Annotated in this window: 15 protein-coding genes and 1 tRNA gene; 9 read left to right on the forward strand and 7 right to left on the reverse strand. The window is 68.2% G+C overall.

What is annotated here, in order from left to right; all coding sequences use genetic code 11:
- Nucleotides 1-159 precede the first annotated feature (159 nt).
- The 6 genes from BKH32_RS06560 to zwf form a co-directional block, all read right to left on the reverse strand.
- Nucleotides 160-236, reverse strand: a tRNA-Pro gene (locus tag BKH32_RS06560).
- Nucleotides 237-337: 101 nt separating this feature from the next.
- Nucleotides 338-775 carry an RNA-binding S4 domain-containing protein gene (locus tag BKH32_RS06565; RefSeq protein WP_075249191.1) on the reverse strand — a complete coding sequence of 146 codons (438 nt, stop codon included), beginning with the start codon at nt 773-775 and terminating at the stop codon, nt 338-340.
- Between the two features lie 22 nt (nt 776-797).
- Nucleotides 798-1,859 (reverse strand): HNH endonuclease family protein, encoded by a 1,062-nt coding sequence (locus BKH32_RS06570; protein ID WP_075249192.1) that lies wholly within the window; start codon nt 1,857-1,859, stop codon nt 798-800.
- 80 nt (nt 1,860-1,939) lie between these two features.
- The gene (gene pgl / locus BKH32_RS06575) at nt 1,940-2,731 is read right to left on the reverse strand and encodes a 6-phosphogluconolactonase (protein WP_075249193.1); all 792 of its coding nucleotides are present in this window, start codon (nt 2,729-2,731) and stop codon (nt 1,940-1,942) included.
- Nucleotides 2,724-3,692 carry a glucose-6-phosphate dehydrogenase assembly protein OpcA gene (locus BKH32_RS06580; RefSeq protein WP_075249194.1) on the reverse strand — a complete coding sequence of 323 codons (969 nt, stop codon included), beginning with the start codon at nt 3,690-3,692 and terminating at the stop codon, nt 2,724-2,726. Before BKH32_RS06580 ends, pgl begins: the two co-directional genes overlap by 8 nt.
- Entirely contained in the window at nt 3,689-5,272 is a 1,584-nt protein-coding gene (gene zwf / locus BKH32_RS06585; RefSeq protein ID WP_075249195.1) for a glucose-6-phosphate dehydrogenase, read from the reverse strand. The genes BKH32_RS06580 and zwf overlap by 4 nt, the downstream gene beginning before the upstream one ends.
- A gap of 356 nt (nt 5,273-5,628) precedes the next feature.
- On the opposite strand from zwf, the gene gndA reads away from it, so the two are divergent.
- The 7 genes from gndA to BKH32_RS06620 all read left to right on the forward strand — a co-directional run bounded on the left by gndA (nt 5,629) and on the right by BKH32_RS06620 (nt 13,931).
- Complete coding sequence (gene gndA / locus BKH32_RS06590) at nt 5,629-7,104, forward strand: NADP-dependent phosphogluconate dehydrogenase (protein ID WP_075249196.1); 1,476 nt, start codon at nt 5,629-5,631, stop codon at nt 7,102-7,104.
- A gap of 70 nt (nt 7,105-7,174) precedes the next feature.
- Nucleotides 7,175-9,886, forward strand: coding sequence for an aminopeptidase N (gene pepN, locus BKH32_RS06595; protein ID WP_075249197.1), 2,712 nt, complete (start codon nt 7,175-7,177; stop codon nt 9,884-9,886).
- A 257-nt stretch (nt 9,887-10,143) separates the two neighbouring features.
- Nucleotides 10,144-10,596 (forward strand): FHA domain-containing protein, encoded by a 453-nt coding sequence (locus tag BKH32_RS06600; protein ID WP_009397707.1) that lies wholly within the window; start codon nt 10,144-10,146, stop codon nt 10,594-10,596.
- Nucleotides 10,593-11,357 carry a MerR family transcriptional regulator gene (locus tag BKH32_RS06605; protein WP_178384569.1) on the forward strand — a complete coding sequence of 255 codons (765 nt, stop codon included), beginning with the start codon at nt 10,593-10,595 and terminating at the stop codon, nt 11,355-11,357. The genes BKH32_RS06600 and BKH32_RS06605 overlap by 4 nt, the downstream gene beginning before the upstream one ends.
- 131 nt (nt 11,358-11,488) lie before the next feature.
- Nucleotides 11,489-11,965, forward strand: a complete 477-nt coding sequence (locus BKH32_RS06610) for a DUF151 domain-containing protein (RefSeq protein ID WP_075249198.1) — start codon at nt 11,489-11,491, stop codon at nt 11,963-11,965.
- 317 nt (nt 11,966-12,282) lie between these two features.
- Nucleotides 12,283-12,810 carry a MerR family transcriptional regulator gene (locus BKH32_RS06615; RefSeq protein ID WP_075249199.1) on the forward strand — a complete coding sequence of 176 codons (528 nt, stop codon included), beginning with the start codon at nt 12,283-12,285 and terminating at the stop codon, nt 12,808-12,810.
- Between the two features lie 161 nt (nt 12,811-12,971).
- Nucleotides 12,972-13,931: an aldo/keto reductase gene (locus BKH32_RS06620; protein WP_075249200.1), complete on the forward strand. Its 960-nt coding sequence runs from the start codon at nt 12,972-12,974 to the stop codon at nt 13,929-13,931.
- Nucleotides 13,932-13,954: 23 nt separating this feature from the next.
- Here the strand turns inward: BKH32_RS06620 and BKH32_RS06625 are convergent, their stop codons facing one another.
- Nucleotides 13,955-15,556 (reverse strand): Hsp70 family protein, encoded by a 1,602-nt coding sequence (locus BKH32_RS06625; protein ID WP_075249201.1) that lies wholly within the window; start codon nt 15,554-15,556, stop codon nt 13,955-13,957.
- A gap of 308 nt (nt 15,557-15,864) precedes the next feature.
- On the opposite strand from BKH32_RS06625, the gene BKH32_RS06630 reads away from it, so the two are divergent.
- Nucleotides 15,865-17,103, forward strand: coding sequence for an inorganic phosphate transporter (locus BKH32_RS06630; protein ID WP_075249202.1), 1,239 nt, complete (start codon nt 15,865-15,867; stop codon nt 17,101-17,103).
- Complete coding sequence (locus BKH32_RS06635) at nt 17,100-17,345, forward strand: hypothetical protein (RefSeq protein WP_081376724.1); 246 nt, start codon at nt 17,100-17,102, stop codon at nt 17,343-17,345. The genes BKH32_RS06630 and BKH32_RS06635 overlap by 4 nt, the downstream gene beginning before the upstream one ends.
- Nucleotides 17,346-17,372: the final 27 nt, after the last annotated feature.

Below are 17,372 nucleotides of genomic sequence, written 5' to 3' on the forward strand. Positions count from 1 at the left end.
AGGCTAGAAACTTAAATATACCCAACGGTTGTTATGTGGGATGCAAATGTGTCTCGTGTTGATGGGGGTGCTGTCGGAAGAATGTGAAACTCTACCGCTGAAGCGATTCCACCAAAAAGTCCGCGCTCTCTCAGGAGAGTGCGGACTTTCGTATTGGATTGGTCGGGCTGGCGGGATTTGAACCCACGACCCCTTGACCCCCAGTCAAGTGCGCTACCAAACTGCGCCACAGCCCGTTGACTCGCGGCACCGGGCCGCTTGCAACGAGCAGAACCCTAACCCATGGGACGGCTCCTTCAGAAATCCGCTGGCGGTGAGGCCGCTCACCCCCAGTGCGTCAGAAGCGGTCATCCTGATGGCGCCCGCCTCCCATGAGGGCGTCGAGCTGACGTCGCTCCTTCTTCGTGGGCCGGCCTGCTCCACGATCTCTGATGACGGCGGCCGGCGCATCCAGAGGAGACGGGCGAGGGGGAGAGGAGTCGATGTACGCGGTGCGGGCGATGGGCGCGCCCACCCGCTTGGTGAGGATCCGAGTGACCGTCAGCAGCCGGTCGAACCCGTCGACGCGGTAGCGGACCTCGTCTCCCACCGAGACGTGCTGGGCGGGCTTGGCGGTCTCTCCGTTGATACGCACATGCCCCGCCCTGCACGCGCTCGTCGCAGCCGAGCGGGACTTGATCTGCCGCACGCTCCACAGCCAGACGTCGATGCGAGCCGATGTCGGGGCACCTGGGGCGCTGTTGCCGCTGGATGCGGAACGGGGGTGAGCTGCCATGACGGCATCCTAAGCAAGGGACTCAGTGGTGGGGCATGGAACGGCGTCGACGCCCCGAGGCTGCACGCCCGCGGCGTCGCCCCCGAAGGATGAGCCCCCACCCCAGCACCAGGGCGCCGATGGCGGCGAGTGCGGCATATCCGGGACGGCGCCAGACAACCGAGCCGACCTCCTTCGCGGTGCGAGAGGCCCGTTCCGGGAGGGACGCGGTCCCGTCCCCGCCGGCGAGACAGCTGTTCAAGGTGGTGCCCAGCGCCTCCTTGTCGGCCTGGGGCAGACCGAGTCGGTAGGCGGCAGCCACTGAGACGAAACGACGCGCGTAGGTGCAGCGGTAGGAGGTGTTGGCCGGCCACCAGCCACCTGGGCCGGTAGGTCGCCAGCTGCCGGTCTCAGTGGAACCAACGGGACAGCTCGCCGGGCCGCAGGCACCCTTGGCTTGGTTCGCCTCGCCCTCGACGGCGACGAGATTCAGCGGGTCGTTGGCCACCAGTAGTCGTGTGCGCTCATCCCACTGCCAGGCCCCGTGGGCGTAGAGGTAGTTCAACGGCACGACATGGTCGATCTGGACGGCTGCCGAGGTCCCCTGACCACGTGTGAAGGTGATCCTTCTCCCGGTGTAGGGATCGAGAAGAACGCCCGCCCAGACGGTGGCGTCCGGACATACTCCCGCACCCCGGCCACGTCCCTCCTCGCGGGGCTGAACCCCGTCGGCACGCGAGAAGTCGGCGTCCGTCAGGTCCCGGGCCAGGATCTCATTACGGGTGTCACAGCCGTCACCGTCGACGTCGGTCCACGCCTCACCGAACCAGCCGGTGCGGGAACCTCCCTCGGCCCAGGACCGTGCGGCCGGAGCGTCCTCGGGCAGCTCTGAGAGCGCCTCGAGAGAGGCACCCGGGGACAGGATGAAGTCTCCTCTCCGGTCCCAGGGCGCCTCATGGAGGGCGGCGAGCTCAGTGGCCGCGGACTTCTGGGAGGGGGCCGGCGAGGCGTCATCGGCGTGGACGGGTAGGGCGGCTGTCATCCCCGACGCACTGAGCACACCGAGCAGCGTGAGGCGCGCCAGGAGCCGGCCGGAAGCGTTCATGGGGCAACGGTAGCCTCACCCACCGACACGAGTTCCTGGGGGCGTCGACCCGCAGCGCGCCAGCAGCGAACGAATCGGACTCAGACAGCCATCAGAGCGTGGGCCGGCTCATCCAGGTACCAGGTGGTCTGCTCCCCCCGGCAGCACGAGGCCGGCGCCTTGAGCACATCGGGGGTGCCCAGCCCCAGGCGAACCGCCTCGGCCTTGCCCCCACCGCCGGCCACCACCATGACCCGACCGGCACGGTGCAATGCCTCGAAGGTCAAGGAGCAGCGCTCAGCAGGCGGCTTGGGCGAGTTGCGCACGGCCACAGCCGGAGCTCCCACCGCGAGCGCGGCCGGGTGCCCGGGGAAGAGCGAGCAGACGTGCGCGTCAGGTCCCAGTCCCACGTGGACGACGTCGAAGCCGCCGTGGGCCAGGTCCGCCGACTCGAGCTCGTGGACCATGCGGGCCGTCGCCTCATCCAGACCGCCGACCTCGTTCGGAGCGGCCAGCCGGTGGATCTGAGACTCCCTGATGCCCGCGGCAATGAGCGGCGTGGCTAGCAGATCGTTGCGCTCCGGGTCACCCACGGGGACGAAGCGTTCATCACCGAACCACAGGTGAATGGCGCGCCGCACCGGTTCGGGCTGGGCGGTGATGAGCGGCACGAGCGCCTCAGCCAGTGCCATCCCCCCGGAACCGCCTGTCAGCGCCAGGTGGGCGACTCCCCGGTCCGCCACTGCTGCGGCCAGGATCCGTATGGTGTCCTGGCAGGCCCTCTCGGCGGCGTCGCTCAGTGTTGGGACCACGACGACGTCAGGTGTCGCGGCCGTGGCCGCGGCCGACTGGATCTCAGCGATCTGCCGGGCGGCGGGTGTGCAGTCAGCCATTGACGGGCTCCTCGAGCAGTGAGGCCAGGACCTCCTGGTAGACGAGATCAGGGGTGAGCCGGCGCAGCTCCTCATTGAGGGTGCTGATCGGTTCACGTCGGGCCATCGTGACCACCTGGGGCTCGGAGGAGCCGGGGCGCGTGATCGTAACCCGCTCCAGGTCGTGGCGGGCGATGATGATCTCGCCGTCGTCGGTTCTGGCGGTGATGGAGGAGATGCCCTTGAAACCCTCCTCATCGACTCGCGTGACCGGCACGTCCAGCCGCAGCCGCAGCCAGGTGATCATGAGGCAGAGCGAGGAGTTCCTCGGCTCGCCGGCCACCACCACCTCCCGTAGGCTGCCCGCTCGCAGCAGCGGGTCCAGGGTGGAGGCCACCATGGCGCGCCACAGGGTGATGCGGGTCCAGGCCAGGTCGATGTCGCCGCGCACGCTCACCGGTGCCAGCTCCCGCAGCGCCCTGGCCGGGAAGTCCTGTGCGGGAGTGTTGGTGATGCGTGTGGAGCCCAGACGACCCAAGGGGTCCTGCGAGGGGATCTCGGGGACGGTCGTCGGCCACCACACGACCACCGGGGCGTCGGGCAGGAGGAAGGGGACCACCAGCGTGTCGGTGTGCAGAGCCGCCTCGTCCCAAGGCCGCAGGACCAGTGTCTCGCCGGCACCGGCGTCGTGACCGACGCGGATCTCGGCGTCCAGGTGCCCTCCGGCCTGGGCTGAGACGTGTCCGTCACGGCTGCGCGGAGTCACGCGGCCGGTGTCCTCCTCAGGCGGCTTGACGACGGCGATGATTCGACTGGGATGATCCCGGCTGGCACCGTGCGCGGCGCACAGCGCATCCTCCAGGCCCTTCTCGTCGGTGGAGATCACGAGCGTCAGCACGCGGGAGGAGCCGGAGGTCCCCTCGTGCTCCACCAGCCGGGAGACGATCCGGGAGGTGGTTGTCGCGGTCAGTGTGGTGATCATGAGCGCCTCCAGGTGCGGCCGTCGCGGGCAAGGAGTTCGTGGGCACTGGTCGGCCCCCAGGAGCCGGGGCGATAGCCCTCGGGGCTCCCGCCGGCGCTCCAGTGCTCGATGACGGGATCCAGGATGCGCCAGGACAGGTCGACCTCGCGCTGGTGGGGGAAGAGCGGGGCGTCACCCAGGAGCGCATCGAGGATGAGGCGCTCGTAGGCCTCCGGGGACTCCTCGTTGAAAGTGGCTCCGTAGCCGAAGTCCATGGAGACGTCGCGCAGCTCCATCTGGGTTCCGGGGACCTTGGAGGCCAGTCGCAGCGTGATGCCCTCATCGGGCTGAATGCGCAGCACAATGGTGTTGGCCCCCACGGCCGTGGTGGCCGCCGACTCGAAGGGCAGGAACGGCGGCTGCTTGAAGACGACGGCGACCTCAGTGACCCGGCGGGTCAGGCGCTTACCGGCGCGCAGGTAGAACGGCACACCGGCCCAGCGGCGATTGGCGATCTCCAGGCGCAGGGCGGCAAAGGTCTCGGTTCGGGAGTCGTCGGCGACGCCGTCCTCCTCCAGGTAGCCCCGCACCGGCAGCCCTCCCTGGAAGCCGGCGTCGTAACGGCCGCGGGCTGTGGTGAGGTCCAGGTCCAGGACTCCGTCGCGCTCCAGGCGTACGCAGTTGAGCACCTTCTCCTTCTCCAGGCGCACTGCGGCCGCCTCCATGCTGGTGGGCTCCTCCATCGCGGTCAGCGCCAGGAGCTGGAGCAGGTGGTTCTGGATGACATCGCGAGCCGAGCCGATGGTGTCGTAGTAGCCGGCCCGGGTGCCGATACCGATGTCCTCGGCCATGGTGATCTGGACGTGGTCGACGTAGCGGTGGTTCCACAGTGGCTCGAACATCGTGTTGGCGAACCGCAGCGCCAGGATGTTCTGCACTGTCTCCTTGCCCAGGTAGTGGTCGACCCGGAAGACGTCGTCGGGACGCACGATGCGTCCCACGAGGTCGTCGAGCTCGCAGGCGCTGGAGCGGTTGTGCCCGAAGGGCTTTTCAACGACGACGCGCCGCCAGGCGTCGGCCGACTCCTCCACGAGCCCGGAGCGGGCGATCCGCTCGGTGACTGCTGGGAACCATCCCGGGGGGATCGACAGGTAGAAGGCGCGGTTGCCGCGCGTGCCCCGGGTGGCATCCAGGTCATCCACCACGGCCGTGAGCTGGTCGTAGGCGGCGTCGTCCTCGAAGGAGGCGAACTCCACGAAGCGCATCCCCGCTGCCAGCTGCTCCCAGATGGCGGGACGCCACGGAGTGCGGGCGCCCGCCCGAGCCGATTCCTCCACGTAACCGCGCAGGTCGTCGTCGGACCAGGAGCGCCGGCCGACCCCCACCAGGGAGAAGCTGGGGGAGAGCAGGCCGCGATTGGCCAGGTCGTAGATGGCGGGCAGGAGCTTGTGGCGAGCCAGGTCACCGGTGATGCCGAACATCACCAGGACGCAGGGGTCCGCGATACGCGGAAGGCGAAGGTCGCGGGCGTCGAGAAGCGGGTTGGCCGCCCGCGAGGGTCTCGACGACGGAAACGGAGTCGCAGAGTCGGAGCTGGACACGTCAGCCTTTCTGAGGATCGACGAACGGCGGACCAGGCGCCACCAGCGGGCCGTCGGCGCACTGCAGCGATCTGACAGAGACTAGAGACGGGTCTGGTCAGGGCCGCCGCACTGGCTCGGAGAACCGTACTGGCCGCACACGTCACTCTAGCGCCCTCGCAGGCGGCTCTCTCGGCAGGGACAGGCCTGCCGTGAGCCGTCGCACGTCCTTCGGGGCACGTCTGAACCACGGACGCTCCTCGTGCACGAGGACGGGACGCGATAGGGTCCTCGCAGAGCGCAACCAGTATCGTCCGCCACCAAGGCTTGGAACCGCAGCGCCGTCATGAGGTGCTGCGGCACAGGAAAGGACTTCCATGAGCAGCTTCACCCCCGCACCGGCCACAGCCGATCTCGGTGTCTTCGGGCTGGGGGTGATGGGAGCGAACCTGGCCCGCAACCTGGCTCGTCACGGCCACGCGGTCGCCGTCTTCAACCGCACGCTGGCCCGCACCGACAGGCTCATCGAACGCTACGGCTCCGAGGGCGACTTCGTGCCCGCGGCCGACCTGAAGGACTTCGTGGCCTCGCTGCGCACACCTCGCGTGGCCATCATCATGGTCCAGGCCGGAGCGGCCACCGAGGCGGTCATCGAGGAGCTCGCCGCCCTCATGGAGCCCGGTGACATCATCGTCGACGCCGGCAACACGCTCTACACCGACACCCGGCGCCGCGAGGTCTGGCTGCGTGAGCGCGGCCTGCACTTCGTGGGCATGGGGGTCTCCGGAGGTGAGGAGGGGGCACTCAACGGTCCCTCGATCATGCCCGGCGGCACCGCCGAGTCCTACGACCGCCTCGGGCCGATGCTGGAGTCCATCTCCGCCCATGTCGACGGCACGCCGTGCTGCACCCACGTCGGCCCTGACGGCGCCGGCCACTTCGTCAAGATGGTCCACAACGGCATCGAGTACGCCGACATGCAGCTCATCGCCGAGGCCTACGACCTGCTGCGCCACGTCGGCGGGTTCACCGTGGAGGAGATCGCCGAGGTCTTCGGCTCCTGGAAGGACTCCGAGCTCGACTCCTACCTCATCGACATCACCACCGAGGTCCTGTCCCACACCGATGCGGCCACCGGTGAGGCCTTCGTCGATGTCGTCGTCGACGCCGCCGGCCAGAAGGGCACCGGTGTGTGGACCACCCAGACGGCCCTCGAGCTGGGAGTGGCCGTGCCCGCCATCGCCGAGGCCACCTTCGCACGCGCGGTCTCCTCCTCCGGCGCGGCGCGGACCGCTGTCCAGGCCGCCGACATCGCTGCGGGGACCACGCAGGCGCCCCTGACCGACCCCGAGGAGCGACGCGCCTTCGTCGACGCCGTCAAGCAGGCCCTCTACGGCTCCAAGATCGCCGCCTACGCCCAGGGCTTCGACGAGATCGCCACCGCCTCCAAACAGTTCGACTGGAACATCGACCTGGGCGCCATGGCCCGCATCTGGCGAGGCGGCTGCATCATCCGCGCCCGCTTCCTGGACGACATCACCCGCGCCTACGATGAGAACCCGGCTCTGGCCAGTCTGCTCACGGCGCCGGTCTTCGCCTCCTCCTTGGCCAGCGTGCTGCCCGCCTGGCGCCAGGTCGTGGCCACCTCCGCCACCACCGGCGTGGCCGCCCCGGCCTTCGCCTCCTCCCTGGCCTACGTCGACCAGCTGCGCTCACGGCGCCTTCCGGCCGCCCTCATTCAGGGGCAGCGGGACTTCTTCGGCTCGCACACCTACCACCGCACTGATGACGTCGAGGGCGTCTACCACACCCTGTGGGCCACGCCCGAGCGCACCGAGGAGAAGTGGGACTGAGACCCGATGAGGCCTCGTACCCGCCTCGTGGAGGTCTCGGCCGCGACCGCATGGCGCTAGATTCTGGCCCATGACGACCACCGCGCCCGCCCGCTCAGACAGCCCCACGAACCTGCGTCACGAGGAGGCCGCCTGGCGATCCTCCGTGTGTCAGGTGCCCTCCACCCACGTGGCCGTCGACGTCACCGGAGCCACCGTCCGTCACGAGGCCGCCTTCGGGGTGCGTTGCCTGATGCGCCTGGACATCAGGCGACGCACCGAGGGCCTCTGGGCGGACTTCGTGGGGCAGGCGGTCGACTCCCTCCGCATCGACGGGCAACCCGCCCCGGTGACCTGGGACGGGGCCCGCATCGAGCTGCCCGTCCTCGACGCGGGTGAGCACACGGTGGAGATCACGGCGCGCGGCCTCTACTCCAACTCGGGTCAGGGGCTGCACCGCTTCCACGACCCGGTTGACGGCGCCACCTACCTCTACACCCACTTCGAGCCCTCCGACGCGCGCCGGGCCTGGCCGGTCATGGAGCAGCCGGACATCAAGACCCGCTTCTCGCTGGAGGTCACTCACCCCCGCGGCTGGACGGTCATGTCCAACACCCGTCCGCAGGCAGGCGGATCGAGCCCCCAGGCCCCGACCGGCACCGACTCCGGCAGTGAGGTGACCTCCTTCGCCGCCTCCAGGCCCCTGCCCAGCTACCTCACCGCACTGGCCGCCGGCCCCTGGCACCAGGTAGCCGGGCAATGGACGTCCCCGAGCCGTCCGGGCCTGACGATCCCCCTGTCCTGGTCCTGCCGCGCCAGCCTGGCCGAGCACCTCGATGCCGCCGAGCTCCTCGACCTGACCCGCGCCGGCCTGGACCTCTACGACCGCGCCTATGCCTACGGCTTCCCCTGGGACTCCTACGACAGCGTGCTCGTCCCGGAGTACAACCTCGGAGCCATGGAGAACCCGGGCTGCGTCACCTTCAACGAGGAGCTCTACCTCTTCAGGGGACCGGTCACCCGCTCCCAGAGGGCCGGACGCGCCAACACGATCCTCCACGAGATGTGTCACATGTGGTTCGGCGACCTCGTGACCCCCACGTGGTGGGAGGACACCTGGCTCAAGGAGTCCTTCGCCGATCACCAGGGCACCTGGGCCCAGGCCGAGGCGGCCGGCTACACCGAGGCCTGGGTGAGCTTCGCCTCCACCCGTAAGGCCTGGGCCTACCTGGAGGACTCCCGACCGGCCACCACCCACCCCATCGTCGCCCGGGTCGACGACGTCGAGGCCGCCCGGCAGGCCTTCGACGGCATCACCTACGCCAAGGGGGCCGCCGTCCTCAAGCAGCTCGTCGCCCACGTCGGCCAGGAGGCCTTCCTGAAGGCCTCGGGGCTCCTCTTTGAGCGCAGGGCCTACGGCAACGCCTCCCTGGACGACTTCCTGCGCGTGCTCTCCCATGTCTCGGGCCGCGACATGCACGACTGGGCCCGCGCCTGGCTCCACACCGCAGGCCCCTCGGTCATCACCGACGAGCTGACCGTTCATGAGGGACGGATCGCCTCCCTGACCCTGAGACAGGAGGGAACCGACCCGGTGACCGGGCAGGGCGTGCTGCGTCCGCACACGCTCGTCGTCGGCCTGTACTCCTTCGACGGGGATGGAGCGCTGGTGCGCACCCACAGGCTGCCGGTCACTCTGGAGACCGATCAGCTCGACGTCGCCGAGGCAGTGGGACTGCCCGCCCTCGATCTCGTCGTCGTCAACGACGAGGACCTCACCTACGCCGTCGTGCGGCCTGACGACACCTCCCTGTCCTGTCTGACCACCTCTCTCGGGGCCCTCCGCGACCCCATGGCGCGGTCCCTGGCCTGGTCGATGCTGCACAACCTGGTACGTGACGCGGTCATCAGCGCCGAGAGGTTCGTCCAGGCCGTCCTGGCGCACGCCGACGATGACACCGAGCCGAGCACCCTGACCGTCCTGCTGAACCAGGCGCTGCGAGCCGCCTGCAGGTACGCCGACCCGCACACGCGGCGCGCACTCCTGGAGCGCCTCGTGGCCGATGACTCGACCGGTGATTCGACCGAGTCCTCGAAACAGACGGAGCCGGTCGTCCTGCCCGGCGGGTGGGGCAGGCTCCGGGCTGCCGCGCCGGGCTCCGACGCCCAGATCGTGCGCGCCCGCGCCTGGCTGGAGGCCGCCGGGCAGGCACGGGCGCTCGGTGAGGCGGGCCGCGCCCAGGCGGCCGCTCGTGCACGCGAGATCCTGAAGGGCGCTCTGCCCGGCCTGGAGCTGGACGCCGATATGCGGTGGCGGGCGCTGACCGCCTTGGCGCGCCTGGACGCCGTCAGTACCGACGAGCTCCAGGCGCAGCGGAAGGCGGACCCGACGGCCAGTGGCATCACCCATCACCTGCAGGCCTCCATCTCGATGCCCCACCAGGACCTCAAGGCCGAGATCTTCGACCGGCTCCTGACCGACACCGCGTTGAGCAACGACCACATCGACGCCCTCGTGGCGGGCTTCGCCGTCGACGCTCACCGGGAGCTGACCGAGTCCTTCACCCCCCGCTACCTCCAGGAGCTTCAAGGACTGTGGTTCGGGCGCGGTCAGGAGATCGCCACCCGGTTGGTCGTCGGGCTCTTCCCCGTCTGCGGGGACGAGGCGGATGTCCAAGCGGTCGAGAGCTGGCTCGCGACGCACCCCGAGGCACCGTCGGCCCTGCGCCGGCTCGTCCTCAAGAGCCTTGACGACCTGCGACGTGCTCTGACCGCTCAACGCACTGGCTCGGTGGTTCTCTGAGGACTCAGACCAGCTCCGTACCTGTGAGACCTTCGTCCTAGCCTGAGCAACATCAATGGAGGGCCGTGACCTGTTTGAGACCTTCGATCGGTGCTTCCGGTCACCCCGCGGGCGTCGTTGCGGGCGTGCAACGGGTAGGCTCCTGGTTGATCATGGACAACCGCGTCGTGGTGTTGACTCGACGGCGGTGCAACGAACGGTATTGTGGTCCCTGAGGCGGCGCACCGGGCGCCGCAAGGAACCGAGGGGCAGGAATAATGTCGAGCAGACCGATCGAGCAGGATCCCTCCTCCACACAGACCTTCGGGGTCGTCGACGTCGCCAACTCAGTTGACTCCCCGGTGGTGGGGCTGAGCCAGCAGGACGCCGCCGCTATCGCTGCCCTGCCGTCGGGAACGGCGCTTCTCCTTGTTCACCACGGGCCGACCACTGGTGCGCGGTTCCTCCTGGATGCTGAGGAGACGACCGTGGGGCGCCACCCCCGTGCCGACATCTTCCTCGACGACGTCACCGTCTCCAGGAAGCACGCGGTCTTCTCATCTCTTCCCGACGGCGGATACGGGGTCCGTGACTCCGGTTCGCTCAATGGGACGTATGTCAATCGCACGCGCGTGGAGCAGGTGGCTCTTCGCTCCGGCGATGAGGTCCAGATCGGCAAGTACCGGATGACCTACCACCCCGGTCCCCAGGGCGGAGCCGCGTCTCGGTGAGCGCCGCAACCGCACGAAGCAAGAAGCGAGACGCCCCCTCCTCCTTGCTTGAGGCCTCTGAGCGCCCGGCCGGCGAGACCTGGCCCCGCGGCATCTCTCGAGAGCCTGTCATGAAGATCGGGCAGGTGGTGGATCTTCTCAAGGTGGAGTTCCCGGCCCTGTCGATCTCCAAGGTTCGTTATCTCGAGGGTGAGGGGCTCATCAGCCCTCATCGTGTCGGCAACGGGTACCGCCGCTACTCGCAGGCGGATCTGGAGCGTCTGCGCTACGCCTTGGCGGTGCAGCGCGACGAGTACCTCCCGCTGCACGTCATCCGTGACCGTCTGGCGCGGCTGGACGCCGACGTCGAGGCCCCCGCTCCTCAGCCTGTTGCCCGGGTGGTCGCCCGAGATGGCCAGATCGTCGACGACGGCCCCATGGACCTGGAGGCACTCCTGTCCCACTCCGGTGCCAGTGAGTCACAGATCGAGGAGCTCGTCGCCGTTGGACTTATCAGCCCCGATGTTCGTGGGCGTTACAGTCAGCAGAACCTGAGGACCGTGCGTCTGGCCATGGAGATCACCCGTAAGGGAGTGCCCCTGCGCAACCTGCGCGCGGTGCGCGCCTCAGCTGAGCGGGAGGCGGACACGATCGACCAGGCGGTGGCTCCGCGCCGGTCGCGGTCGCGCAGTGCCGGTGAGGAGACGGCTCGGGAGCTGGCCGAGCTCGTCGCGGATCTGCACACGATTCTGCTGCGTCGCGCCGTTGACGCTCTGGGCTGACAGCGGGTGCACGCACGCCCGGTGGGCGTTGACCAGACCGGGCCGCGCGTGTCGACGAAGGTCAGCGCGCATCGGTTGCGTGTTCCCGGGACAGGGGTGGCTACCTCCCGTAGGGTTGGAACGTGCCATTGATGCAGTTGGTGGGTGTCAGATCCACCGATCCTGATGACGGCTTGGTCGCCGTTCTCGTGGAGGACGGAGGGCCGGCGATGCTGGCCATTCCGGTGACGGCGCACGAGGGGCTGGTACTGCAGGCTCACGGCTCGCACCGGTCGCCCTCCTGGCCACGGCTCCTTGACGACGTCGTCGAGGCCCTGGGTGGTCGGATCGGGCGCACCGAGCTCGACGTCGACGATGACGCGCGCATCGTCGCCAGGCTCGTCGTTGAGACTCCTGCCTGTACGGATCGGGTGACGACGGTTGCCTGCACTCCGGGGGAGGGGCTGCTTCTGAGCGGATATCACCGGTTCCCGGTACACGCCAGCAGCTCGCTGACGCGCCTGAGGGCTGTGGATCTCAGTGATGACCACGGCGCGGAGCGGCTTGAGCGGTGGCAGCGAATGCTGTCGGAGACCGATGATCTGGCCGACGACGACACGCGGGACTGATGTGACTCGTGTGACTAATGTTGTAATCTGCGTCACTTGTCGTCGGTGTCGTACTGTCAGAGAACTGGCTTCATCGCGGGGAATAGTCGGCGCCTGGACGGCGACTGTTGACCTCAGCTAGAGATTCATGCCTGACGGCACACCGAGATGGGGCGTGCCCTTCGTTGAGCATCGCCCCAAGTGGCCCTATCGTGGAGCCGTGGCCGCACGAGGCGTGCCGCCGCACCAGTTTCAGGTGTGTGTTCTTCCGGCGACAGGAGCAGGTCGTGAGCATGAATGAAGCCAGTGCGATAGCAAGGCCTCAGCGTACTCAGGGCATGCTGTTCGGTGACCCGCTGCCTGAGCTCGATGCCGACTCGGGCTACCGAGGGCCGGTCGCCTGCCGCGCCGCCGGTATCACGTATCGCCAGCTCGACTACTGGGCTCGCACCGGGCTGGTCGAGCCGTCGATTCGAAGCGCCAAGGGATCGGGCTCCCAACGGCTCTACTCCTTCCGCGACATCCTGGTCCTCAAGGTCGTCAAGCGCCTTCTGGACACCGGGGTCTCGCTCCAGCAGATCCGCACGGCCGTCAGCGCCCTGCACTCCCGCGGTGTCGAGGATCTGGCCTCCATCACCCTCATGAGCGACGGCGCCTCGGTCTACGAGTGCACCTCTGCCGACGAGGTCGTCGATCTGGTCGCCGGCGGCCAGGGCGTCTTCGGCATTGCCGTGGGGCGGGTGTGGCACGAGGTTGAGGGGGCGCTGGCGGACCTGCCCGTCGATCACGCTCAGGCGCTCGGCACGCCGCTGGTCGAGGACGAGCTGGCCAAACGTCGCGCCGCCAAGCGGCAGCAGGCCATCTGAGCGCCCCGGTGCGCGCGCCATCAGACCGCTTGTTCGCCGAGGCTGGAACCGTGGTGACGGTTCCAGCCTCACACATATCCTGGCCGAGTCGATCCGACTCATGACAAGGCGACTGTCGCCGCGGTGCAGCTCTCGGCGGCGCTCTCACACCAGGAGGCAAGATGACTGGATATCCCACCCGTACCCTGGCCGACTTGAGGATCAGCCCCATTGGGCTGGGAGGCAACGTCTTCGGCTGGACGGCCGATGAGACGACCTCCTTCGAGGTGCTGGACGCCTACCTGGACGGCGGCGGGAACCTCATTGACACTGCTGACGGATACTCCTACTGGGCTCCGGGGAACTCAGGAGGGGAGTCGGAGACGGTGATCGGTGCCTGGCTCGCCTCGCGTCCTGTCCGTGAGCGCGTGGTTCTGGCCACGAAGGTCTCCACGAAGCCCGACCGTCCGGGTCTGAGCGCCGGCAACATCCGCCGGGCGCTGGAGGAGTCGCTATCGCGGCTGCGCACCGACGTCATTGATATCTACTACGCCCACTTCGACGATGAGTCCACTCCGTTGGAGGAGACCGTCGGCGCCTTTGACGAGGCCCGCCTCGCCGGCAGGATCCGGCATGTGGGGCTGTCCAACTACACGCCCGAGCGCATCCGGCAGTGGTTCGCCATCGCCGACGCCCAGGGGTGTGCTCGACCCATCGTCCTTCAGCCCCACTACAACCTTCTTCACCGTGACGACGTCGAAGGCCCGGGTGCCAGGGGGCAGGTGGCGGCCGAGCTCGGTATGGGGCTCATGCCCTACTTCGCCCTGGCCGCCGGTTTCCTCACGGGGAAGTACCGCCGAGACGAGCCGATCAGTGGCGATAGGGCTGGAATGGTCGCCGACTACCAGCGGCCGGAGTGCTATGACGTCGTTGAGACCGTCGCCGCAGTGGCGGCGGATCACGGGGTGGAGCCGGCAGCGGTGGCACTGGCCTGGCTGCGTGATCGTCCCGGCGTCACCTCTCCGTTGGCCTCGGCGCGCAACCTGAGCCAGCTGCGGCCGATCCTGGAGGCGCTGACCCTCGAGGTCAGCGACGAGGAGACCCGGGCTCTCACCCGGGTCTCCGATGCCGCGCGCTCCTGACCCACGGTGGGGCCGGCCTGCGCCTACAGGGTGCGCCTGCCCAGAACGTAGCGGCGGCTGTATCCATCGGTGAGGTCGGTGATGGTGACGCGAACCAGACCGGCCTCATCGACGCGGTAGTGCTCCTGAATCCGCGGTCCGTGATCGCGCCGTTCCACCGAGTAGGTCCTCAGCTCCTGGTCGTCGACGTCCCGCAGCGGCGCCTCGAAGGGGAAGACGATGTCCTGGTAGGGCGCGATCTCGCCGCGGGGCTCGCCGCCCTCGTCGACACCGGCGCACTCCACGAAGCGGTACCAGCCGATGTTGTGCGCCGCATCGTACTCGCGGGTCAGCACCGTTCCCTCCCGGCCACCGGGAGAGGCCTGGACGGACTCGGGGCTGAGGATCGCGTCGAAGGTGAGACGGTGACCGCCGTCGGCCTCCCGGAAGACGCCGAAACCCCGTGAGAGCCGGTCGGTGAGGTCGTAGTCGCTGGTGCGGTCCGCCGCGATCGCCAGGCCGATCGCGGTGGAGGCCCCGGGGTAGGGGGAGCGGTGAACCCGGCGACCGAAGCGCTCCCGCAGGAGCCTGGGCACCAGAGGCAGACCCGAGGCGCCGCCGACCAGGTAGACGCCGGCGATATCGGTCAGATCCGGACTCCCGTCGTCCAGCCTGCCGACCAGAGGCGCCATCGTGGCCAAGGACCGCTCAATGAGCGGCGTGCAGGCCTCATACAGGTCGGTCACGGGCAGGACGACGTCCTGGCCTCTCAGGATGACGAGCACCCGACGGCTCTGAGGGGTGAGGCGCTCCTTGGCATCCCGGCACTGGTCCAGCAGGTCGTCGAGCTCGGTGGGGGAGAGGTCCTCCTCGCTGATGCCCGCCCGGCTCAGGGCCATCGTGGCCATGAGCAGGTCGACGTCGTCCCCGCCCAGGTCTCCCAGACCGCGAGAGGCCAGCACCTCGTGAGACGTGCCGATGACGTCGACCAGCGAGGTGTCGAAGGTGCCGCCGCCCAGGTCGTAGACCAGCACCCGGGTGCGCCTGGAGGAGACGGTGGTCGCCTTGCGATGCGTGTACTCGAATCCGGCTGCGCTGGGCTCGTTGAGCATGGCGGCGACACGGAATCCTGCCTGCTGGAAGGCCTCAAGAGTCAGGAGGCGCTGAGCCCCGTAGGCGTGGGCGGGCACTGCGACCACCACGCGGGCGCGCGAGATGTCGATGCCCCGCTCAGCGAGCTCGCCTTCAAGATGGCGCAGGAAGCTGGTGAGAACCTCCAAAACGGAGAAGGTCTGGTCTCCCAGCCGTACCGGTGTCGAGGCCGTCAGTGTGGGGGAGGCCAGGACCCGTTTGAGGCTGCGCAACAACGGAGCCCCCTGATGAGCGGCCTGCCTGGCGGCGAAACCATGAACGAGCGCGCCTTCGTGCAGTGCGGTCAGTGAGGGGATGAAGTCGTGCTCGTCACCGTGCTCGTCGGTGAAGCTGATAACGGGATAGTTTCCCCGATCAGCACGCGCCACGACGGTACGTGTCGTTCCCAGGTCGATACCCAGATCGATGTCCGTTGTCGACTCGGAGTCGATCCCCGGGTCGGGGAGGGTGCCGCTGCCAATACTGTCCAGGCTCTTCGTGGTGTCCGCTGCCATGCGGTGACCCTATCGTGACGGGCCCCTCCTTCATGGGTAAGCCACCATGTCGAGAGGCACTTGAGGAACGTGACAATTGGCTCAGCGGCTTTGCCCCTGAGATGGGACGAAAGACCGTGTTGCTGGGGAGTGAGCATGACGTGCTTATGAGACGTCCGGAACCGGTGCGAGGCTCGTATGCGATTGGTTAGGCAGCAGGGGGGTCGGCGGGTAACAATACTGGTGGGTTGCGCTCACGCGACCCGGACCTCCGCAGCCGTCTGCCAGGGCGGTCGAGAGGGTCAGCCAGATCTCTCATCGGGAACGGTATGAGCACCATTCTCTTCCTCGTGATCGTTGTCATCGTGACGGCCCTCATCTTCGACTTCACGAACGGTTTCCACGACTCGTCCAATGCGATGGCGACGTCGGTGGCGACAGGCGCCTTCACACCCAGAAGAGCGGTTCTGGTCGCCGCCGTGCTCAACATCATCGGCGCCTGCCTGTCGACCGAGGTCTCCAAGACGATCTCTCACGGGATGTTCGACGACACGGTGATCGAAGCGGCGCCGGCCATGATCTTCGCCGGTCTGGCCGGCGCCATCCTGTGGAACCTGGCGACCTGGTTGTTCGGACTGCCGTCATCCTCGTCCCACGCCCTGTTCGGAGGACTCATCGGAGCAGTCATGGTGGCGGCCGGGGTCCAGGGAGTCCACTGGGGGACGGTGATCTCCAAGATCATCCTGCCCGCCGTCATCGCACCAGTGGTGGCGGGGCTGGCGGCAGCGCTGGCCACAGCCCTGGCCTATCGCATCGCGCATCCGACCAACCCCTACTCCGAGAGGCTCTTCCGCAACAGTCAGCGGGTCACTGCCTCGCTGGTGGCGCTGTCTCACGGCACGTCTGATGGGCAGAAGACCATGGGGGTCATCACGCTGGTGCTGGTGGCCGGCGGCTACCAGCAGGCCGGTACCAGCCCCCACTGGTGGGTCATCGCCGCAGCGGGCCTCGCCATCGGCCTGGGCACCTACTCGGGCGGGTGGCGCATCATGCGCACCATGGGACGTGGGCTGGTGCATGTTGAGGCGCCGCAGGGCTTCGCCTCCGAGACCGCCTCAACGGTGGCGATCCTGGCCTCCTCCCATCTGGGGTTCGCCCTGTCCACCACCCACATCTGCACTGGGTCGATTCTGGGCTCTGGGATCGGTCGGGGCACCAAGGTCTCGTGGAGAACCGCAGGCAAGATGGGGATCGCCTGGCTGGTGACGCTTCCGTGCTCAGGCCTGGTGGGTGCCGCCACGTCCTATGTCGCGGTCAAGGGTGGAGTGCCGGGCACGATCGCCGTCATCTGCCTGCTCATCCTCGGAGCCCTGGCCATCATCCGGCAGGCGGGCCACAACCGGGTGGATTTCTCCAACGTCAATGACGCCTCCGAGGTCGTCGTCGTCAAGCAGGAGCCGGAGCTGGGGCGTGAACCGCTGACGCTGGACGAGGTGCGTTCCGAGATCGTCAACGGCGTGACGGACCAGGACAGTACGCATCGGATGACGACAGGTTCCATGGCATGACCGGTATGGCGATCGACTGGGGCTCGCTGGGGCTGGTGGCGTCAGTGACGGTGCTGGGCACCGCCTTCATCCTCACCATCTGCTCCCTGGCGGCTCGCATGCTGGCCACCGTGCACGCCAAGCATGAGGCCGGCGAGGTCGAGGGAGTGCGTCTGGCTCAGGTCCTGGCGGGCGTCTTCATCGCCATTGCCGCCATGATCGCGTTATTCGGTCTGTGGCTCATCGTCCCGTACTTCCACTGAGAACCAACCGCCCCAGTACGCGACAGT

Origin of the sequence: Actinomyces oris (assembly GCF_001929375.1) — a bacterium.
In the GTDB taxonomy this organism is placed as follows: domain Bacteria; phylum Actinomycetota; class Actinomycetes; order Actinomycetales; family Actinomycetaceae; genus Actinomyces; species Actinomyces oris_B.

Bases quoted from the DNA above. Each gene is read 5' to 3' on its own strand.
- gndA (WP_075249196.1), top strand. From the start codon at position 5,629: ATGAGCAGCTTCACCCCCGCACCGGCCACAGCCGATCTCGGTGTCTTC.
- BKH32_RS06635 (WP_081376724.1), top strand. From the start codon at position 17,100: ATGACCGGTATGGCGATCGACTGGGGCTCGCTGGGGCTGGTGGCGTCA.
- BKH32_RS06620 (WP_075249200.1), top strand. From the start codon at position 12,972: ATGACTGGATATCCCACCCGTACCCTGGCCGACTTGAGGATCAGCCCC.
- BKH32_RS06600 (WP_009397707.1), top strand. From the start codon at position 10,144: ATGTCGAGCAGACCGATCGAGCAGGATCCCTCCTCCACACAGACCTTC.
- BKH32_RS06570 (WP_075249192.1), bottom strand. From the start codon at position 1,859: ATGAACGCTTCCGGCCGGCTCCTGGCGCGCCTCACGCTGCTCGGTGTG.
- BKH32_RS06610 (WP_075249198.1), top strand. From the start codon at position 11,489: ATGCAGTTGGTGGGTGTCAGATCCACCGATCCTGATGACGGCTTGGTC.
- BKH32_RS06580 (WP_075249194.1), bottom strand. From the start codon at position 3,692: ATGATCACCACACTGACCGCGACAACCACCTCCCGGATCGTCTCCCGG.
- BKH32_RS06625 (WP_075249201.1), bottom strand. From the start codon at position 15,556: ATGGCAGCGGACACCACGAAGAGCCTGGACAGTATTGGCAGCGGCACC.
- pgl (WP_075249193.1), bottom strand. From the start codon at position 2,731: ATGGCTGACTGCACACCCGCCGCCCGGCAGATCGCTGAGATCCAGTCG.
- BKH32_RS06615 (WP_075249199.1), top strand. From the start codon at position 12,283: ATGCTGTTCGGTGACCCGCTGCCTGAGCTCGATGCCGACTCGGGCTAC.
- pepN (WP_075249197.1), top strand. From the start codon at position 7,175: ATGACGACCACCGCGCCCGCCCGCTCAGACAGCCCCACGAACCTGCGT.
- BKH32_RS06630 (WP_075249202.1), top strand. From the start codon at position 15,865: ATGAGCACCATTCTCTTCCTCGTGATCGTTGTCATCGTGACGGCCCTC.
- BKH32_RS06565 (WP_075249191.1), bottom strand. From the start codon at position 775: ATGGCAGCTCACCCCCGTTCCGCATCCAGCGGCAACAGCGCCCCAGGT.